Source organism: Moraxella sp. CTOTU46711, from assembly GCF_031975715.1.
Taxonomy (GTDB): domain Bacteria; phylum Pseudomonadota; class Gammaproteobacteria; order Pseudomonadales; family Moraxellaceae; genus Faucicola.
The window spans coordinates 87,152-104,801 of the sequence record NZ_DALYMP010000005.1; the positions used below are offsets into that span (position 1 = coordinate 87,152).

The following is a 17,650-nucleotide window of genomic DNA, read 5'->3' on the forward strand; positions in this document are numbered from 1 at the left end:
TTGGGCTAAAAAGATGGTTTTTTAGATAATAAAGGGTTTTTAAAATAACAGGTGGTTTTTAGGTTGTATCAATAAGATAGGGTGTCAGAGAAATTATGAAAAAAGCCATGCAGGTATTACCAAAGATTACCCTCAAGCAATTATCAGTGTTTGTCAGTATTTATCAAACTGGCAGTACCAGCCGTGCCAGTGAAGAGCTGCATTTATCGCAATCAGCGGTCAGCAGTGCACTCACTGAGCTGGAGGCGCGGTTACAAATGCCGCTATTTGAGCGCGTCGGGCGCAGGCTCAATCAGCATCCAAACGCCCATCCTATCTATATACAGGCACAAGCGATTTTGGGACAAGCTTTAACGCTTGAGCATTATCATAAGCATCAAGCAGGGCAGATTCATATTGGTGCTAGCACGACTATCGGTAATTATGTATTGCCACCGCTGCTTGCCAAATTGTACGAAGCGCTACCCGATGCCCATATCGATATGTATATTGCCAATACCCAAGAAGTGGTCGGCGAGGTTGAGCAATTAAATATCGATATTGCGCTTGTAGAAGGTATGCCGCGCCCGACAGATATGAAAGTCATTGAGCAGCGCGCTTGGCGGACCGATACCTTGATGGTATTTGCTAAATCTCATAGTAAATGGCTGGCAAACATGGACTATAACCATAAAGAAAAATGCTATGAGCTCAGCGCTGAACGATTGGCAAGGCTGCCATTACTGGTACGAGAGGCGGGTTCGGGGACGCGGCAGATTATCGATGAGCAGTTATTGCAGCATCTACCGCATGCCGAGATTGTCATGGCAATTCAGCAGTCAGAAGCCATTAAGCATATGGTCAGCGCCGATATTGGGCTTGGCTGCTTATCGCAGTATGTCATTCAAGCAGAATTGGATAAAGCAGAGCTGGTGCAGGTGAAAGTAGCAGGTATTGATTTAGCGCGCACGTGGTGGCTGGTGTGGCATAAAGCGCGTCATCAAAGCCCCATTTGGCAGAGTTTTATTGATATTTTGACAGAAGATTGATTTTAGTAGTAAAACCCCAGTTCAGGATAAGCCAGTGCTTAAGTTGTTGATACTATTTGTATAATTATTATCTGACCTTATAAAGTCATGCTTTTGACAGTAGTTTATAGAGAAGCCTGTCTTCAAAGACTTAGCTGGTCTTCAAGAGTAATAGAAAATATCAATACTATCAGCAGCTTAATGAATCACTTATCCCGAACTGGGGTTATAATAATAAAAAAATATATTTGCCTTTAATGATAAGAGAGATTGACGCTAAGTACTGGGATGCCACTTCTACTTATGGGTATGGCGGTCCGCTGGTTGACGACACTGTGACCACTGATGAGCTGGATATTATGTTGAAAGGCCTTCAGGATTTTCTTTATGAAGAAGGCTGTGTCTCTTTGTTTATGCGCCTGCATCCCATCATTAACAAAGAACGAGAGCGCCCCCCAGCTATTGGCAAAATAATAAAGCATGGCTTAACAGTAGCCTCTGATTTGACTAAATCTGAAGAAGAATACTGGCAAGAAACTCAAAATCAGCACCGCCGTGGCATCAAAAAAGCAATGAAAATGGATGTGACTACTAAGGTTGAAGCGTTGGACGAAGAAAACGCTAAAATCTTTTCAAAGATTTATGAAGAGACGATGGCGAATGTTGGTGCCACTGATTATTATTTTTTTGATGACAATTATTACTATAATTTGTCTAAAAACCTACAAGGCAGATTGCTGTTGATAACGGCTTATCAAGAAGATAAGCCTATTGCTTCTTCTTTATACACTGCCTGTGAGGAGTCAGGGATTATGCAGTATCATTTAGGAGGAACGCTCGACGATTATAGAAAACTGCAGCCTGCTAAACTGATTACTCATGTGGCAAGAGACTGGGGGCGGGAAAATAACTATAAATTACTTCACCTTGGCGGTGGCCTTGGTGCTAGCCTCAACTCACTATACAAATATAAAAAAGGCTTTAGCTCCCCCTCTGAGGAGTTTGATTTTAAAACCTATAGACTCATTGTCAACCCAGAGAAATATGCCGAATTGGTAGCCAAGGTTGGTCTGAGCGAGGAAGATTTGAATTCTGACTTCTTTCCTTTATATAGGAAAAAGGCAGCACTTGCTTCTGAAGATGAGGCGAACAGACCTGCTTAATAAGGTAGTATTAAAAAGTATTATTGCAGACAGTATCACTATAAAAAAACACCAGCTATAACTAGTTATAGCTGCTGTTTTTTGTCTCTACAATATATTGGGCTTTATTGAGTTGGAACAATATGCCAAACGCCTTTTACATTATCGCCGTTTGCATCTCCAGCTTTAGTGTCTTTTACAAAGAAGTATAACGGCATGTTATTGGCAGCCCACTGATAAGTACCGTCATCACGCTGAAAAGTCGAGAACTGACCGACGCTTTTGGCATTGTTAGGGGCGGTAAGTGCTGGCCAAGCCGCTAAACAATCACCTGTACAGTTCGACTTATTGGCAGTGTCTTTGTCAAAGGTATATAGCGTCATGTAATTAGTAGAATCAACCAGCATACCGTTTCTACTAGTCACTGGTACGGCGCTGCTACTAACCATCTGGTTATCATTCATTCCTGACATATTAGTGCCAAATACTTTATCCATTGTCGAGCAGCCTGTAAGCGCTAAAACACCACTTAGTGCAGATAACATCATAATACGCTTCATAGTAACTTCCTTATTCTTAGAAAATGATTAGTCAGTAGACCTCTTGCAAAAGTCATAGGTTTAGCTCGAAATTAATGATACCAGCAAGAGCCCATCCCAGATTCTGTGTAACTGCCATTTAGATTAAATGCTTACTGATACGATCATCAAACATAATTATAAAGCGATTAAGAGCCGCCGTCCAGTTACGAATCGGCATCGACCACCTTGACGATGCCTGTTGAGTTGCCAAATAGACCACCTTGAAGGCGGCTTGATCAGAGGGAAACACCTTACGCTTATTCACCGCTGTTCGAATGACACTATTTAGCGACTCTATCGCATTGGTGGTATAAATGACTTTTCTGATGTCTTTAGGGTACTCAAAGAACACCGTTAAGCCCTCCCAGTTATTACGCCAAGACTTGATGACATGCGGGTACTCTTTGCCCCATACTTCATCAAAGTGCTCAAGGTTGGCCTCTGCCATCTCAAGCGTATCAGCACCGTAGATGGCCTTTAAATCAGCTGCTACGGCCTTCTTGTCCGTCCAAGGTACGAACTTCATCGAATAGCGCACCATATGCACGATACACAGCTGAACCTGAGCGTTAGGGTAGACCGTATTAATGGCATCAGGGAAGCCTTTTAGGCCGTCTACACAGGCAATAAGAATATCTTGAACCCCGCGGTTTTGTAGCTCAGTGAGAACACCAAGCCAGAATTTAGCGCCCTCGTTCTCTGATAGCCACATGCCAAGCAGCTCTTTTTTACCATCAAGAGCAACGCCTAAGGCCAGATAGATTGCCTTGTTGATGATCTGCTTGTCTTGACGTACTTTAATGACAATGCAGTCTAAATAGACGATAGGATAAACACTGCTCAGCGGCCGGTTCTGCCAAGCGGTGATGTCCTCTAATATGTTATCGGTGACTCTTGAGACAAGAGAGCTTGAGATGTCGACATCGTAGAGCTCTTTAATGCTCTCTACGATCTCAGTGGTGGTTTGACCTTTGGCGTATGAGCGAGGATCAGCAAGTGTCTGGGAGACACTTGCCCGAAGCGCAAGACGTAAGGCTATGCCTGTAGTGAAATATGATTTTATCATCAAGACCTGAAATACGGGTTTGATGCTTACTGACAAGTACAGGCTCAAAGCTACTGTCGCGGTCTCTTGGGGTGGAGATCTCAAGCTCGCCTGTGTCGCTACGGACTCTCTTTTTAGTGTGCCCATTGCGCTTATTAGGCCTGTCTGCCTTTTCATGCTTGGGGTAGCCGAGATGCTCTTCCATTTCTGCTTCTAGGGCAGTGTCGATGAAGGACTGCATGAGCTGCTTTTGAAAGTCTTTGATGTCATCGAAGCTTTTCATGCTGCTGGCCATTTGCTCAGCCAGTTTCTTGATGTCAGATTGGTTAGTCATTGCTTATTCTCCTGTTAGTGGATTATAAGCAGTTACACAAAGTTTGGGAAACTCCCCAACTTGCGCTTTAACGGCTTATCTTTGTCTTTATAAATACCGACATGATAAGCCCAACAAAATGCTAAGGCGTTCACTGCGACTAATTTACTGACCCGATCAAGATGGGTTAAGTGGGTATCTTCAAGATTAAAGCCACGGCCCTTTAGACAAGCAAATAAAGTCTCAATCTCCCAACGCTTAGCTTAGCATAGCTTGTCATCGCATCCACTGTTTCTAGTTGATTGGTGGCCACAATCACTAAACCGTAGTCTTTATCACGCTTGGCAAATACTCGAACCAAACAACCATCGACAGTCAGTATTCGCCCATGTCGATATGTTTCTTGATGGCTAACATGGCGTAATAACTCTTTAATCTGTACCAACTTGCCATGATGATTCTTAACTTTACTGTTCTTCTTAATCCGTATGGCAAAGGGTATGTGATTATTGGTGAGCCAGTTAAACCATTTTTCGCCAACAAACTCTCTGTCTGCTACTATCATCTCAAGGTTATCTTTGCCAAATTGTTTGATAAACCGCTCAATAAGTTCACAGCGTTCAAGATGGTTTGTATTACCTCGCTTATCTAGCATTTGCCAGTATAAGGGGATGGCTATCCCTTTATATACCACCCCTAGCATAAAGATGTTGAGGTTACTTTTACCCCATTTCCAGTTGGTGCGGTCAATGGTTAAGGTGACTTTGCCTAGCCCAAATAGTCGATATATCATTAAAGCCAGTTGATCGTAGTCTATCCTCGCTTCGGCAAAAAATCGCTGTAGTCTGCGATAGTGACTGTCGGTCTTGCCACCCTTAGGAAGGTGTCTTGCTATTTTTTTTAAGATTACTGCTTTGAGCAGTAATCAGGGCTATTATCATTAGGCTCAAACATGTGATTCTTGCCTTGTTCATACTCAGGTTTTGAGTTAAAGTTTCACTAAGTCTGTTAAAGTTTGGCATGGTCTATTCGTCTTAAAAATTACTATTATGCCTTTGCTTTAACAGACTTTTTTGTTTTTTTGTCGTGTGCAGAGATAAATTTCTTATTTCTTGGATTGTGTTGCTAACTTTATGAATTTACTGATGTTGAACTGGGCGGTGCTACACCCGAAGTAACCCATCCCAACTAAAATAATTCTGCGTCAAACGATCTCAGCTCATACTCCAAGCACGATTTGGCAAATAACAACCACTCAATGCAATTTTAGATTTGCCGTATTTGGCTTGGATCGCTTCAAAGGCTTGCATGAGATTTTCGTTTTTTTCATGTTGACTATGGTTGCTGGCAGATCGCTTAGAAAAGTTGGGTGTGGAAGTGGTTAATAAAGAGATGTCGAGACAGTGTATTCAAGACCGTAAGTTAATTACAGGAGATAGTCCTTTGGCATCGAATACCTTGGGTAAAATGGCAGCACAAACGCTTTTGGCCGAGGTTCAGTAGTTATATTTTCTTCAATCAAGAGCGCCGTGGCGCTCTTTTTTATGTCCAATTTGCTTGTTAAAAGTTCGATTTTTTAAGCTTGGAAACTGATCTTGAATGTGGATCAAAGATTAAAATTAAGCACTCATTTGTTCCAACCAAACTGTTTAAAAATCGCATGGCCTTGTGCAGAGCTTAAAAACGTAATAAAACTTTTTGCTTCAGGATTTTTTAGACTGTGTTGAGTTAGTGCAACACCTGCATCACGGTAAATCACCAGTTCAGGTTCGATCGGGATAATTTGCCCAATGTCTGGATTACTGACTCCCCAAATATTAAACACCAACCATGCATCATAGCTGCTGTCAGTTTCCCATGCTTTTTTCGCTGTGCCTGTATTGGGTGCATACATGGCGATATTTTTACGGAAGGATTTTGTGAGCTGAATGTTGCCCGTTCTACCTGCAATATCTTCCCACATGCCGACTTGGCCTGCGCCATGGGTGACCAAAACTTTAGTGTTTGGCCTGCTTAGATCTTTAAATCCTTGAATATGTTTGGGATTGCCTTTTCTGACTAAAATGGCAGCAGGGCGTAGGTAAATAGGCTCAATCGAGTCCTTTACGATTTTGTCGGCAAATAAGCTTTCGAAATCAGACATCATGGCTTCCGAACCACTATAGATGACGTCGGCATCAAGCTTGGCTTTGTCGCTCCATTGTGAAGTAGGGCCCGCGGTTACATGGACATCAATCCCTGTTTTATTTTTAAATTGTTTCGCTGCTTCGTGCATCGCTGGTGCTGGTCCACCTGGACCATAGACATTAATTGCCGCTATAGCATTCATTGATAAAAAGCCCAGCATGAGCGGAAAGATATAGTGGCTGAGCTTATAATTTTTTGACATTTTTATTCCCTTTATTGATATGTGAATGTTGATAATATTTGTTTTGCTGATGTATTTAAATATTTATATTATTTTTTTTGTTAAAGAGTTTTTTAAATATTAGCGCGATTTTCTTACTTAAATTTAAGTTGTAGAAAGACAGAGACATGACGGAATTTTTAATGCACTTACTCTAAAGAAACTATCAGTGAGCGTAGTGAACTCTTTTTAACTGTAGGGGACGCTTTTGCCAAAGTCTAAGGATGAGGCCAGAAAATTGGAGCGACAGCTAAGTTGCTGGGGGAAGTTGAATTGTAAGGTCGGACTAGGAATAAAAAGAGTGCATCGGCGCTCTTTTTATCGTTTTGACACTATTAATTAGTAGTCAAAGCTAAAGTGTTCAGCGGCCAATGACGTCATGGTTTTTGAAGGATTGACCATTCTTCAGCATGACCTTGAGTGCGCGGTAACATGCGTTCAAAGTAGAAGTCAGCCAGAAAATACCATTACGCACAAAGTTTAGTTAAGGCCAAAAAATAACGAATGTTTGCTAGGTGAACCGTACCGGGTTTGGAGACCCTCCGACATAGTGTCGTCTAGCCCTGCTTTAACACCCGATAAACCGTAGCTACCCCAACACCAACCGCCTTAGCGATCTCCTCTTTTGTCATATTGCCTTGACTGTCTAATTCTCTAATACGATTGTGTTTCGTTGTATTAGGCTTCTTACCGGAGGGCTTATAGCCACTGTTAGCCAATCCCTGCTTGATACGCTCTCTACGCTTGTCGTTATCAAGCTTTGCCATCGTTGCTAATAAGTCGATCAGCATATGGTTAATCACTGTTAGGATCTCACCTGTCATGCCTTTACTTACCGTATGCGTAGTTGGTAGATCAGCCACCACCAATCGCAAGCCCTTGTCTTTGATGCGCTGCTTTAGAATTGCAAAATCATCTTGAGATAGCCTGCTTAATCTGTCCACGCTTTCAACCAGCAGAATATCGCCTTGATCAGCGTCTTTTAATAGCTTAGCTAATACTGGCCTATCGAGCTTTGTACCACTGAAATGCTCAACGTACTCAACATGTTTAACGTTATAGCTTTGGCTAAAGGTAATCAAGTCAGACAAGGCTCTCTTAGCGTCTTGATCCTTAGTGCTGGCTCTCACATAAATACGAACGGTCATAACGCGACCTCTATTACTTAGACTTAATAATTAATGTTCATTGATAATAGCAAGATATTACTATCATTTAATTTTAGAAACAAGTCTAATGATAGCTAAGTTATCGTTTAGAAGTTTTATGTTTTAGGTATAGTCTAATGGTAGATTGTCAGGCGCTTTCACTGGTTCGGTCCCCTAGTGAGGACTTGAATCTTTGGCTGTGGGCTAATGATATCGATATATTGAGTTATTTAGGTAATCGCAGTGTACTTCGTTGTGTACATCCAGTAAGCTTTTGGATCATTATTTTTATTTACCATAAGCGCTGTTATAGGAATAAGGATTACTGCTGGCATACCTAACAACAAGCCTAATGGTTAGGCATTAAGCTCTTTGCTAACCTTTTAATATCGCTAATCTTAACAAGATCTAGTGACTTGGCATACTATAGTGATCTGCGATTAGTTCAACAGTGCGATATTGGGCGGGGCGCGAATAGCCCTGAACAACCAGCATTACCTCGTCAACCCCTGTCTTTTCCTGAATATCCTCCAAACCTTTTGCTACCTCGGCAGCAGTACCATGAAGGGTTTGATCAGTATATTTGTCAATAATCTGATGCTCTTGTGCATTACCTTGAAAAGCCGCCACTTCATCAGGTGGCAGTAGGGCAAAAGGTTTACGTTGGAACATTCTTAACATTGCCATAGCAGTAGAACTTGACTGGCGACGTGCCTCTACAGGGTCTTCATCTGCAATCGCACCAATACTGACCAAACTGTATGGCTTGGCTAGGATTTTTGATGGACGGAAATTCTCTCGGTAAATCCGCATGGCATTTAAGACATCAGCACTGCCAAACTGTAATGCGAACGCATAAGGTCTGCCAAGCTGTGCTGCCAGATGCGCTGAATAAGTCGATGACCCTAAGATCCAAACATCAGCAGTAGTCTTCGATGGGGGTACTCGGTTTTGCTCGGCCTGCCATGGGCCTGGCACAGCATGAACTTCACTATAAGGATGGTCTTTTGGAAAGCTGTTTTCTAAAAAGCCCAACAATTCTGCGACTTGCTGAGGAAACTCATCATTCGCTGCCTGATGACGACGCAAAGCTGACGCCGTTGCGCCATCCGTACCTGGTGCCCTTCCCAAACCCAGATCAATCCGTCCTGGCGCCAGCGCATCAAGCATACCAAATTGCTCAGCGACCACCAGAGGCACATGATTCGGTAGCATGATACCGCCTGCACCAAGCCTAATGCGCTCGGTTTCACCAGTAAGCCGAGCCACCATCATCTGTGGCGAAGGAACCGCGGCGCCAGGCATGGCATGATGTTCAGACATCCAAAACCGCTGAAAGCCCCTTTTATCTGCCAGTTTCGCAAGCGCAATCATCTCTTGAAAGGTGTTCTCTACTGTGTGGCCAACGCCGGTGAAGGCATTGTCGAGTACCGAGAGAACGAAAGGTGCGTTGCCAGAATTATTTGGCATATTCATAAACTGTCTCAGTTATGCAGTGTTTATTATATGTGGCAACACACTTTGAGCATTGCCACACAGGGAAGCTTCTAAAAATTGACTTCTAAAGAACTAGAATTTATAGGTTTGACCATCATTAGGAACAAGCGCACGCTGTTTGTCTAAGTGTTTTTCTTCGATAAAACGGCGCAGCTCTGCCTTCGTGAGTGTGGCATGATTAACCGTATCCATATGTACGCTCACGATCTGAGCATTAGGAGAGAATTTATACGCACGATATACATCGTCTTTACCCATGATGATAGAATCATCGACAAAGGTAGTCAGCTGTGCATAGCCTGTATTCAAGATAACCGCATCAGGCTTGTAGCGAGTAAGTGCATCTTCTACTCCCTTATCCCAAATGGTATCTCCTACTACATAGACCGTCTTATAGTTTGGCTTTTGGAACACAATTCCCATCGTTTTGCCAAGTAACTGAGCAAGCGCTGGAACTTTATACATCGCATCAGTGCCATGCTGTCCGATGGTTTTATTGATTTTAGTGCCTTTAAACACCACACCTTGCTTTGTCAATACTCTGACATCGGTAAAGCCATCTTTACGTACGATTGCTGCATCGGCTTCATCTTGGGTAAAAATTGGCATGTCACGAGGCACTAAGTTACGTGCAGCATCATCCCAATGATCAGCATGTAAATGGGTCAAAATAATAGCATCCGCCTTAAGCACCTCTTCAACGGATATAGGCAAATCGACCATTGGATAGCGTATTTGGCTATTTACTGTGCCTTCAAACCCTGGATAAGCGTTTTTAGCCGCTAGCATAGGATCCACTAAAAAAGTAGTACCTGCATAATCAAGCTTAATCGTGGCATTACGGATTTGCTGAAATTGAACGGTATTGGTCGCCGTCTGTTTGTCAGCGTTAGGATTAGCCGCTGGAGTGGCAAAGGTGGTACATGCGGTTAACAACATCACGCCACTTAACAGCGTGGTACTGGTGAGCGATTTCGCTATATTCATAATTTGATACCTTGTTAATGAGATTCTTGTTGATGAGTCTGTTTTACGACTTAATGAGGGTTTGGTTAAACACTCAGTATTAACGTGCAATCCAGGTTTGGGTATCAATCACTTCGCCATACATAAACTCAATGGCTGCCATAATAGTGGCATGAACCTGAGCTGCGGGTACGGTCGTGCCATTAAATTCAAGATCAAGCGTGGCACAAGCATCATGAATCGTGGTCGTGGTATAACCAAAGTCCACTGCCGCGCGAACGGTTGCATCAATACACATGTGGCTCATGGCGCCAATTACGGTCACCTCTTTAATGCCTTCTTTATCTAACAGCTCTTTCAGAGTCGTCTCACGGAATGAATTGGCATAATGCTTCACAACGACGACTTCACCCTCTATCGGTTTTACCTTCTCATGGATCTCTACACCATCGGTATTAGGCGTAAATATCGGCGCATCAATAGAGGGCATTTCATGGCGGATATGAATGACGGTATGGCCTTTTTCTCTAGCAGACTCAATCACCAAAGCTGCATTATCAGCGGCTTCATTGATACCTACGAGTGATAATTTACCTTGCGGAAAATACTCATTTTGAATATCTACAACGATAAGTGCTTTTGTGCTCATGATGATTCCTTTTTTTATCAAAGTGACTGTATAGGCGTCTATTTTACAAGCTCTATGCTACACTAACGAGTGGCTACATCGACACATAAGAGGTTAATAACGACATATGAATCAAAAATATGCTATTGAAATAGGCTTAATTGTCTATGAGAAAGCACAAATGGCGGCCATCCTTGGGCTGACTGATTTACTGATGGTGGCCAGTAAAATCGCTGCCGAACGTCAAGATACAACCGATCTGCCTTTACAGGTCAGTCACTCGGAGATTACGGGTTCTGAGCAGCAGCCTACCTGCACTTTTTCGAGCAATCCCGATAGTGTAGGAAAATTAAAAGCCGTCATCATTCCACCCACGTTAGAGACGCCAATTGCAAAGCAAGCAGCAGCACCTTGGCTTGAATGGCTAAAAGAGCATCATTCAGGAGGTGTGATAATGTCATCTGTTTGCGCCGGTGCTTTTTTGTTGGGCGAAACAGGACTACTATCTAAGCGCAAGGCGACTACGCATTGGGGTTATGCAGAGGATTTTAAGCAGCGCTTTTCTGATGTGGATCTTGATGTGGATCGCATTATTATCGAAGACGGCGATATTGTGACCGCTGGTGGCGCGATGGCTTGGACAGATTTAGGACTTAGAATGGTAGATCGCTTTCTTGGCTCACAAGTGATGAATGAGACCGCTCGTGCATTGTTAATTGACCCCTCAAGGCGTGAACAATGCTATTACAGTGCGTTCTCACCCAACCTCACCCATGGTGACGCGGCCATACTAAAGGTGCAGCATTGGCTACAAAAAACAGAAGCACGGGTTATTGATTTATCCACCCTAGCCAGTTGTGCGCAGTTAGAGGAGCGCACTTTTCTGCGCCGTTTCCATAAGGCGACGGGCATGACATCAACAGAATACTGTCAGCGATTACGCATTGGTAGTGCAAAAGACTTTCTACAGTTCTCTTTAATGCCTGTTGAGCAAATAGCGTGGAAGGTGGGTTATAGTGATGTCAGTGCGTTTCGTAAAATATTTAAGCGTGTTGTTGGTTTGACACCAAGTGAGTATCGGCGCAGATTTACTCTGGATAAAGAGTAATGTACTCAGGCGATTACTTTTTTAAAGCGCATCAATAAGATGCAGTTGCTCATTCCAGCTTTTCTCCAACTGGTCAATATTTTCAGATGTGATTCAGCCCATCGTCCTTTCTGTCAAACAGATAGGCTGCGCGTTTATAAGGCTCATTCATTGCGCTTGTGCAGGGAAACCGCCTTTTGCTAAAGCAGCTGTCATCTGCTCAATACTGGCGATGGTTTCGATACTGACCACTTTGGCTGCTAAATCAATCTTAACCTTGGCCTTTGAGTCGATATTCTGAATAGCTGCTGTCACACCACGGGCACAACCGCCACAGTTCATATTTGCAATCAATAGTTTCATACCCTTTCTCCAAATAAGTTTTATTTCATCACTAAGCTTAAGCCTTGTCATAATGGTAAGGTCAAACACATTTTTGAAAAAATATACTTGACCTTACCATGATGTCAACCTATATGCTGTTGATAATAGATTGAACATGATAGAGGCTGTTATGAATTCAGAAAATAGTAAGTCTTATCTTTATAGTGAGACATTGCCCATTGAGGGTATGACTTGTGCTTCATGTGTGGGACGAGTAGAAAAAGCATTAAAAAAAGTTGAAGGTGTTGAAAATGCTGAGGTGAATCTTGCGACTGAAAAAGCCATGATTTCCTCATCTCAACCTTTAGACCTTATCGCAGTAACCAAAGCCGTAGAACGAGCCGGTTATAAGATTGTGGCATCTCAGCCGATTGAGCTTTCAATCGAAGGTATGACCTGTGCTTCTTGCGTTGGTCGGGTAGAAAAAGCATTAAAAAAAGTTGAGGGTGTACAACAAGCAAACGTCAACCTTGCGTCTGAACGAGCATGGGTACAAGGCAACACTCAGGTACAGAGTAGCGATCTGATTCAGGCCGTTAAAAAAGCGGGATACCATGCGAAGCTGGTTGAGCAGGATCAAAGTGACCAACAGGACAAGAAAGCCACGGAACAGCAGCAGCTGAAACGAGATTTAATCATCTCTTTGATTTTGGCCGTTCCGGTTTTTATTCTAGAAATGGGGTCACATATGATTCCAGCTTTTCATATGTGGGTCGTGGACAATATCGGCACGCAACAAAGCTGGTTGATTCAATTTGTTTTGACGACGCTGGTTCTTATCTTTCCAGGGCGACGTTTTTATCAAAAAGGTATTCCGGCATTATGGCGTTTTGCACCGGATATGAATTCATTGGTCGCGGTTGGAACACTGGCGGCTTATAGTTTTTCGCTAGTCGCAACATTTATTCCACAAGTTCTACCCGAGGGCACTGTGAATGTTTATTACGAAGCGGCCGCTGTGATTGTAAGCTTAATTTTATTAGGGCGTTATTTTGAGGCAAAAGCCAAAGGACGTACCTCTCAAGCCATTCAACATCTAGTGGGTATGCAGGCAAAAACAGCGCGTGTTCACCATAATGGGCAAGTGAATGAAGTACCGATTGTAGAAGTAACCACAGAAACGATCGTTGAGATTCGTCCCGGTGAGCGTGTTCCTGTTGATGGTGAAGTGGTTGAAGGTCAAAGCTATATTGATGAATCCATGATTACGGGTGAACCCGTTCCTGTTAAAAAACAAGTGGGTGATCAAGTGGTAGGAGGGACGGTCAATCAGAATGGAACATTGAATTTTCGGGCAACGGCCATTGGCGACTCTTCGGTATTGGCGCAAATCATTCGCATGGTTGAACAGGCTCAAGGATCTAAATTACCGATTCAGGCATTGGTTGATAAAGTCACTATGTGGTTTGTTCCCATGGTCATGTTCTTAGCAGCTCTGACTTTTGCTGTGTGGTTTGTTCTTGGTCCTGAGCCTGCTTTGACGTTTAGTCTCGTTAATGCCGTTGCTGTCTTAATCATTGCTTGTCCCTGTGCAATGGGATTGGCAACCCCTACCTCCATTATGGTTGGTACAGGTCGCGGTGCAGAAATGGGCGTCTTATTCCGTAAAGGTGAAGCGTTACAAGCTTTACAGGAAGTTAAAGTCATTGCGGTCGATAAAACCGGCACCTTGACCGAAGGTAAACCAACCTTAACGGATTTTCATGTCCAACAAGGGTTTCAACATGAGCAAGTCTTGCGTATTGTGGCATCGGTTGAAGCAAAGTCTGAACATCCCATTGCCGTAGCCATTGTTCAAGCCGCAGAACAACAAAATATCAGCTTATTACCGATTACCGCCTTTGACTCTGTGACCGGACTAGGGATTAAAGCGGAAGTGACAGGTCAAACCATTCATATTGGTGCTGATCGTTATATGAAGCAATTAGAGCTTGATGTTACACCTTTTGAAAATGAGGCTGCACGCTTAGGACAAGAAGGTAAAACCCCACTTTATGTCGCGATTGACCAAAAGCTAGCAGCCATTATTGCCGTTGCAGACCCTATTAAAGATACCACTTATACTGCTATTGCAGGTTTACATCAACTGGGCTTAAAAGTGGCAATGATTACAGGCGACAATCGGCATACCGCCCAAGCAATTGCAGCAAAATTACATATTGATCAAGTGGTCGCAGAAGTGTTGCCTGATGGAAAAGTAGATGCACTACGTCAGCTGCAACAACAGTATGGACGAGTGGCTTTTGTTGGTGATGGGATTAATGATGCCCCTGCTCTTGCTCAAGCGGATGTCGGTCTGGCAATTGGGACAGGGACAGATGTGGCAATTGAAGCAGCAGACGTGGTGTTGATGTCAGGTAGTCTACAAGGCGTCCCTAATGCGATTACTTTAAGTAAGGCGACTATCAAAAATATTCGACAGAATCTATTTTGGGCATTTTTCTATAACATTGCCCTGATTCCAATTGCCGCAGGGGTTTTATATCCAGCATTTGGTATTTTGCTGTCACCCATTTTTGCCGCAGGAGCAATGGCGCTATCCTCTGTTTTTGTGCTAGGTAATGCCTTACGTTTAAAGTACTTTCAGGTGCCAGCGATTAAAGCATAGATTATATTAAGATAGGGTTAAAGTAGCCGTTTGGCTTTAACCCTTTTTATATCAGGAGGAAAGTTATGAATATCGGTCAAGCGTCAGAGCGATCAGGAATCTCTCCCAAAATGATTCGCTATTATGAACAAATCGGTTTGCTTGATACCGCCAAACGCTCGAATTCAGGTTATCGAATCTACTCTAATCAAGATATAAAAAACTTATGCTTTTTAAGACAGGCTCGTGATTTAGGTTTTTCCTCCAAACAGATGAAAGAATTGCTTAATTTGTGGAAAAATACAGATCGGCAGAGTGCTGATGTTAAAAAATTAACACTGACACATATAGAAACTTTAAACCGAAAAATAGCTCAGTTGCAAGATATGGTGAGCTTATTACAGATTTCTGCTGATCATTGCTCAGGTAATGAAAACGCAGAGTGCGCCATATTAGAAGATCTTGAACAGGGTGAATAAAATAAATTGCATTTGATCTTATCTATTTCCTTATCTATATATCAGTCTGAAAAACGTATACCCTAGCGGAACCACCTAAAAACGCCTTATAAAATATTAATAGACCACCTAAAATAGACTGGTATAATAGAACCACTTATAACAGACTATTTTGGGTGTTTATGTTTATTAGAGCCTACCTTCGTGCCTCAACCAAAGAGCAAGACGCCAATCGTGCTAAAGATGAACTTATTGCTTTTGCTAGAGAGCATGGCCATAAAATTGCAGCATTCTATACTGAGAACGAGTCAGGAGCGATGCTAGAACGTCCACAACTCATGCAGCTCATTGATGATGCTTCTGAGGGCGATGTGATCTTAGTTGAACAGATAGACCGTTTGGCACGTTTAAATCAAACTGATTGGGATACCTTAAAGAGAAAACTATCAGCCAAACGTCTTTCTGTAGTGTCTAAAGAGCTTCCAACGTCATATATGGCATTGCAACAAGGTAATGGCTCGGAGTTTATGGACAGTGTACTACGCGCCATAAATGACATGCTGCTGGATATGTTAGCGGCTATAGCTAGAAAGGATTATGAGGATAGACGTAACCGTCAAATGCAAGGTATTGCACGCGCTAAAGCTCAAGGTAAATATAAAGGGCGGAGGAAGGACATGGAAAAGCGTAAAATTATTGCCAGTCTTCTAAAATCAGGCCACAGCTACTCTGATATTCAACAGACTGTGAAGTGTTCAAGACAATTGATTGCTGATGTTTCAAAGGCATCAAAACCAATATCTTCCTCTATGTAACCTGACGAATATATTTATACAGTAAAGCCAATATGCTTCCCCGTTGGCAGCTCCACATCAATACGAAGCTTACCACCCATGGCTTCAACATATTTTTTCATGGTTGAGATTTTAAGGTCATTGCCACGGTTTTCTATAGCAGATAGTGAAGGCTGCTTAATACCCAAAGTTTGAGCAAGTTCTTTTTGAGAGATTTCAAGCTCCTCTCGGATGCGGTAGAGTTGGTTTTCCAAAAATAGCTGCTCGGCCAGTTGCTGAATACGCGCCTGGCTGTCTAAAGAGCGCTCTGCTAATAGCTCTTGTAATGTCTTAGTCATGTTATAAATCCCCCAAGGTTTTAAGGTGACACTCATACTGCTGATCGGCTGTGGCTAGCATTTCTTTATAAAAGCGCTTGTTATTACCCTTATCACCGATACAAAGTACAATCGCTTGCCTTTTCGGATCAAATGCGAAAAAGGCTCTCAGTGGTTTACCTCGATGCTGGACCCGAAGCTCTTTCATGTTGGTAAATTTTGAGTCATATACAGTGTCCACTAAAGGGCGCCCTAGGCTTGGGCCTTGCTGCTGTAAAACCACTAAAGCGGCAAGCACCTTCTCTTGTGTCGATTGATCTTGCTGATAAAGCCAATCATTGAATAGATCGGTTGTGATGACAGTCCACATATAAAACCATAATATAGATTATAGTCTATATACTACTCCTAATAAATGCTCATGACAACTGTGATACTTAGCTACTCTTTAACAAGTAAAGGTTTTGCTCGTTAAAACCTAACTATCCATGAGAGCATTTACAAAGACAAGCTCCACCATCTTTTCTTGCCCTTAGTGTTGATAGCTTCTTGATTAGTAGCAGGTTTTGAATTTGACTCAGAACTTACTATTTCACTGTCTCCCTGATTGTCCTTGGAGTTGTTTTCGTCTTGAGAGATGCTCGATCCTGATAAGCTACCTTTCATCTCTAATAGCTTAGTTTGTGCAAAGTCCTGAATACTAGCATTCGCTTTGTCCAAGCTCTTACTTAACTGGTCAATTTGCTTTTGATAATTTTCAACCAACTGCTTGTGATGATCCACCTGCTGCAGCAGGTAGACATTTTTTAGTTTTTCCATCTCCAGTTGATGTTTTAGCTGAACGTTTTCCTGTTCAGCTTCACTGTTCACTGACGTCCATTGGACATTATTTTCATTTTGTTCAGTACGTTCAGTGCTTGGTGGATTCCCAAACTCCCGTAACATTTCAGTAGTATCGATTTTCTTGTCTGAATTTCTTGAAAGCTCGCCATCATCTATCTTTTTGTAGATTGTGGTCCTTGATACACCCCATCTTTTTGATGCTTCTGATACTGATATGTTCACATAGCCTCTCTTTGTTCAATGATGTCCTCTGATGTATACCTAGTACAGTATCATAGTTGTTCTAGATGGTTGTCCAATTTCACCGAAAGCCATATACTAAAACTACCTAAGAAAGGCTCAATTAACATCCTTATACTTTGTTATAGCCTCTAATAAAGGGGCATAAATTTAGGTTTAGCCTAAACTAAAAATGGAATAGCTCATATCCCATAAGATATGAAGTA

17 protein-coding genes and 3 pseudogenes are annotated in these 17,650 nt (G+C 42.5%); 7 read left to right on the forward strand and 13 right to left on the reverse strand.

Going from position 1 to position 17,650, the window contains the following annotated elements:
• Positions 1–95: 95 nt before the first annotated feature.
• Positions 96–1,028, forward strand: a complete 933-nt coding sequence (locus RTJ53_RS08210; protein ID WP_068037308.1) for a LysR substrate-binding domain-containing protein — start codon at positions 96–98, stop codon at positions 1,026–1,028.
• A gap of 236 nt (positions 1,029–1,264) precedes the next feature.
• Complete coding sequence (locus RTJ53_RS08215; RefSeq protein WP_312276583.1) at positions 1,265–2,170, forward strand: GNAT family N-acetyltransferase; 906 nt, start codon at positions 1,265–1,267, stop codon at positions 2,168–2,170.
• 104 nt (positions 2,171–2,274) lie between these two features.
• Here the strand turns inward: RTJ53_RS08215 and RTJ53_RS08220 are convergent, their stop codons facing one another.
• The 3 genes and pseudogenes from RTJ53_RS08220 to RTJ53_RS08230 all read right to left on the reverse strand — a co-directional run bounded on the left by RTJ53_RS08220 (position 2,275) and on the right by RTJ53_RS08230 (position 5,010).
• Entirely contained in the window at positions 2,275–2,709 is a 435-nt protein-coding gene (locus RTJ53_RS08220) for a COG4315 family predicted lipoprotein (RefSeq protein WP_068037304.1), read from the reverse strand.
• Positions 2,710–2,827: 118 nt separating this feature from the next.
• Positions 2,828–4,109, reverse strand: a pseudogene (locus RTJ53_RS08225) (IS256 family transposase).
• A 202-nt stretch (positions 4,110–4,311) separates the two neighbouring features.
• Entirely contained in the window at positions 4,312–5,010 is a 699-nt protein-coding gene (locus RTJ53_RS08230) for an IS4 family transposase (RefSeq protein WP_109592591.1), read from the reverse strand.
• Between the two features lie 416 nt (positions 5,011–5,426).
• Here RTJ53_RS08230 and RTJ53_RS08235 point away from each other — a divergent pair.
• Positions 5,427–5,591, forward strand: a pseudogene (locus tag RTJ53_RS08235) (glyoxalase III HchA); the annotation flags it as partial.
• A 124-nt stretch (positions 5,592–5,715) separates the two neighbouring features.
• On the opposite strand, the gene RTJ53_RS08240 reads toward RTJ53_RS08235, so the two are convergent.
• The 6 genes and pseudogenes from RTJ53_RS08240 to RTJ53_RS08265 all read right to left on the reverse strand — a co-directional run bounded on the left by RTJ53_RS08240 (position 5,716) and on the right by RTJ53_RS08265 (position 10,755).
• Entirely contained in the window at positions 5,716–6,477 is a 762-nt protein-coding gene (locus RTJ53_RS08240) for a substrate-binding domain-containing protein (protein WP_058368377.1), read from the reverse strand.
• Positions 6,478–6,834: 357 nt separating this feature from the next.
• Positions 6,835–6,953, reverse strand: a pseudogene (locus RTJ53_RS08245) (hypothetical protein); the annotation flags it as partial.
• A gap of 99 nt (positions 6,954–7,052) precedes the next feature.
• The gene (locus RTJ53_RS08250) at positions 7,053–7,643 is read right to left on the reverse strand and encodes a recombinase family protein (protein WP_058368781.1); all 591 of its coding nucleotides are present in this window, start codon (positions 7,641–7,643) and stop codon (positions 7,053–7,055) included.
• 408 nt (positions 7,644–8,051) lie between these two features.
• On the reverse strand, positions 8,052–9,119 hold the full coding sequence (locus RTJ53_RS08255; RefSeq protein ID WP_312276584.1) for an LLM class flavin-dependent oxidoreductase: 1,068 nt from the start codon (positions 9,117–9,119) through the stop codon (positions 8,052–8,054).
• Between the two features lie 93 nt (positions 9,120–9,212).
• Complete coding sequence (locus tag RTJ53_RS08260) at positions 9,213–10,127, reverse strand: MBL fold metallo-hydrolase (protein ID WP_312276585.1); 915 nt, start codon at positions 10,125–10,127, stop codon at positions 9,213–9,215.
• Positions 10,128–10,206: 79 nt separating this feature from the next.
• Positions 10,207–10,755, reverse strand: a complete 549-nt coding sequence (locus RTJ53_RS08265; RefSeq protein ID WP_025646090.1) for a cysteine hydrolase family protein — start codon at positions 10,753–10,755, stop codon at positions 10,207–10,209.
• A 160-nt stretch (positions 10,756–10,915) separates the two neighbouring features.
• Here RTJ53_RS08265 and RTJ53_RS08270 point away from each other — a divergent pair, with 160 nt between their 5' ends.
• A complete protein-coding gene (locus tag RTJ53_RS08270; RefSeq protein ID WP_312276586.1) occupies positions 10,916–11,842 on the forward strand; it encodes a GlxA family transcriptional regulator in 927 nt (308 codons plus the stop codon).
• Between the two features lie 147 nt (positions 11,843–11,989).
• Here RTJ53_RS08270 and RTJ53_RS08275 read toward each other — a convergent pair whose 3' ends face one another.
• On the reverse strand, positions 11,990–12,184 hold the full coding sequence (locus tag RTJ53_RS08275) for a heavy-metal-associated domain-containing protein (RefSeq protein ID WP_025646094.1): 195 nt from the start codon (positions 12,182–12,184) through the stop codon (positions 11,990–11,992).
• Positions 12,185–12,335: 151 nt separating this feature from the next.
• Here RTJ53_RS08275 and RTJ53_RS08280 point away from each other — a divergent pair, with 151 nt between their 5' ends.
• The 3 genes from RTJ53_RS08280 to RTJ53_RS08290 all read left to right on the forward strand — a co-directional run bounded on the left by RTJ53_RS08280 (position 12,336) and on the right by RTJ53_RS08290 (position 16,065).
• Entirely contained in the window at positions 12,336–14,813 is a 2,478-nt protein-coding gene (locus tag RTJ53_RS08280) for a heavy metal translocating P-type ATPase (RefSeq protein WP_312276587.1), read from the forward strand.
• 65 nt (positions 14,814–14,878) lie between these two features.
• On the forward strand, positions 14,879–15,271 hold the full coding sequence (gene cueR / locus RTJ53_RS08285) for a Cu(I)-responsive transcriptional regulator (RefSeq protein WP_007394853.1): 393 nt from the start codon (positions 14,879–14,881) through the stop codon (positions 15,269–15,271).
• 161 nt (positions 15,272–15,432) lie between these two features.
• Positions 15,433–16,065 (forward strand): recombinase family protein, encoded by a 633-nt coding sequence (locus RTJ53_RS08290; protein ID WP_128681841.1) that lies wholly within the window; start codon positions 15,433–15,435, stop codon positions 16,063–16,065.
• Positions 16,066–16,079: 14 nt separating this feature from the next.
• On the opposite strand, the gene RTJ53_RS08295 is transcribed toward RTJ53_RS08290, so the two are convergent.
• From RTJ53_RS08295 to RTJ53_RS08305, 3 genes are all read right to left on the reverse strand, one after another.
• A complete protein-coding gene (locus tag RTJ53_RS08295; protein ID WP_011954794.1) occupies positions 16,080–16,382 on the reverse strand; it encodes a helix-turn-helix domain-containing protein in 303 nt (100 codons plus the stop codon).
• Between the two features lies 1 nt (position 16,383).
• A complete protein-coding gene (locus tag RTJ53_RS08300) occupies positions 16,384–16,731 on the reverse strand; it encodes a type II toxin-antitoxin system RelE/ParE family toxin (RefSeq protein WP_110817442.1) in 348 nt (115 codons plus the stop codon).
• A gap of 128 nt (positions 16,732–16,859) precedes the next feature.
• Positions 16,860–17,426: a plasmid replication DNA-binding protein gene (locus RTJ53_RS08305; protein WP_128681839.1), complete on the reverse strand. Its 567-nt coding sequence runs from the start codon at positions 17,424–17,426 to the stop codon at positions 16,860–16,862.
• Positions 17,427–17,650: the final 224 nt, after the last annotated feature.

Excerpts from the sequence above, each read along its gene's own strand:
- RTJ53_RS08210 (WP_068037308.1), top strand. The coding sequence starts at position 96 with ATGAAAAAAGCCATGCAGGTATTACCAAAGATTACCCTCAAGCAATTA.
- RTJ53_RS08215 (WP_312276583.1), top strand. The coding sequence starts at position 1,265 with ATGATAAGAGAGATTGACGCTAAGTACTGGGATGCCACTTCTACTTAT.
- RTJ53_RS08220 (WP_068037304.1), bottom strand. The coding sequence starts at position 2,709 with ATGAAGCGTATTATGATGTTATCTGCACTAAGTGGTGTTTTAGCGCTT.
- RTJ53_RS08240 (WP_058368377.1), bottom strand. The coding sequence starts at position 6,477 with ATGTCAAAAAATTATAAGCTCAGCCACTATATCTTTCCGCTCATGCTG.
- RTJ53_RS08250 (WP_058368781.1), bottom strand. The coding sequence starts at position 7,643 with ATGACCGTTCGTATTTATGTGAGAGCCAGCACTAAGGATCAAGACGCT.
- RTJ53_RS08255 (WP_312276584.1), bottom strand. The coding sequence starts at position 9,119 with ATGAATATGCCAAATAATTCTGGCAACGCACCTTTCGTTCTCTCGGTA.
- RTJ53_RS08260 (WP_312276585.1), bottom strand. The coding sequence starts at position 10,127 with ATGAATATAGCGAAATCGCTCACCAGTACCACGCTGTTAAGTGGCGTG.
- RTJ53_RS08265 (WP_025646090.1), bottom strand. The coding sequence starts at position 10,755 with ATGAGCACAAAAGCACTTATCGTTGTAGATATTCAAAATGAGTATTTT.
- RTJ53_RS08270 (WP_312276586.1), top strand. The coding sequence starts at position 10,916 with ATGGCGGCCATCCTTGGGCTGACTGATTTACTGATGGTGGCCAGTAAA.
- RTJ53_RS08275 (WP_025646094.1), bottom strand. The coding sequence starts at position 12,184 with ATGAAACTATTGATTGCAAATATGAACTGTGGCGGTTGTGCCCGTGGT.
- RTJ53_RS08280 (WP_312276587.1), top strand. The coding sequence starts at position 12,336 with ATGAATTCAGAAAATAGTAAGTCTTATCTTTATAGTGAGACATTGCCC.
- cueR (WP_007394853.1), top strand. The coding sequence starts at position 14,879 with ATGAATATCGGTCAAGCGTCAGAGCGATCAGGAATCTCTCCCAAAATG.
- RTJ53_RS08290 (WP_128681841.1), top strand. The coding sequence starts at position 15,433 with ATGTTTATTAGAGCCTACCTTCGTGCCTCAACCAAAGAGCAAGACGCC.
- RTJ53_RS08295 (WP_011954794.1), bottom strand. The coding sequence starts at position 16,382 with ATGACTAAGACATTACAAGAGCTATTAGCAGAGCGCTCTTTAGACAGC.
- RTJ53_RS08300 (WP_110817442.1), bottom strand. The coding sequence starts at position 16,731 with ATGTGGACTGTCATCACAACCGATCTATTCAATGATTGGCTTTATCAG.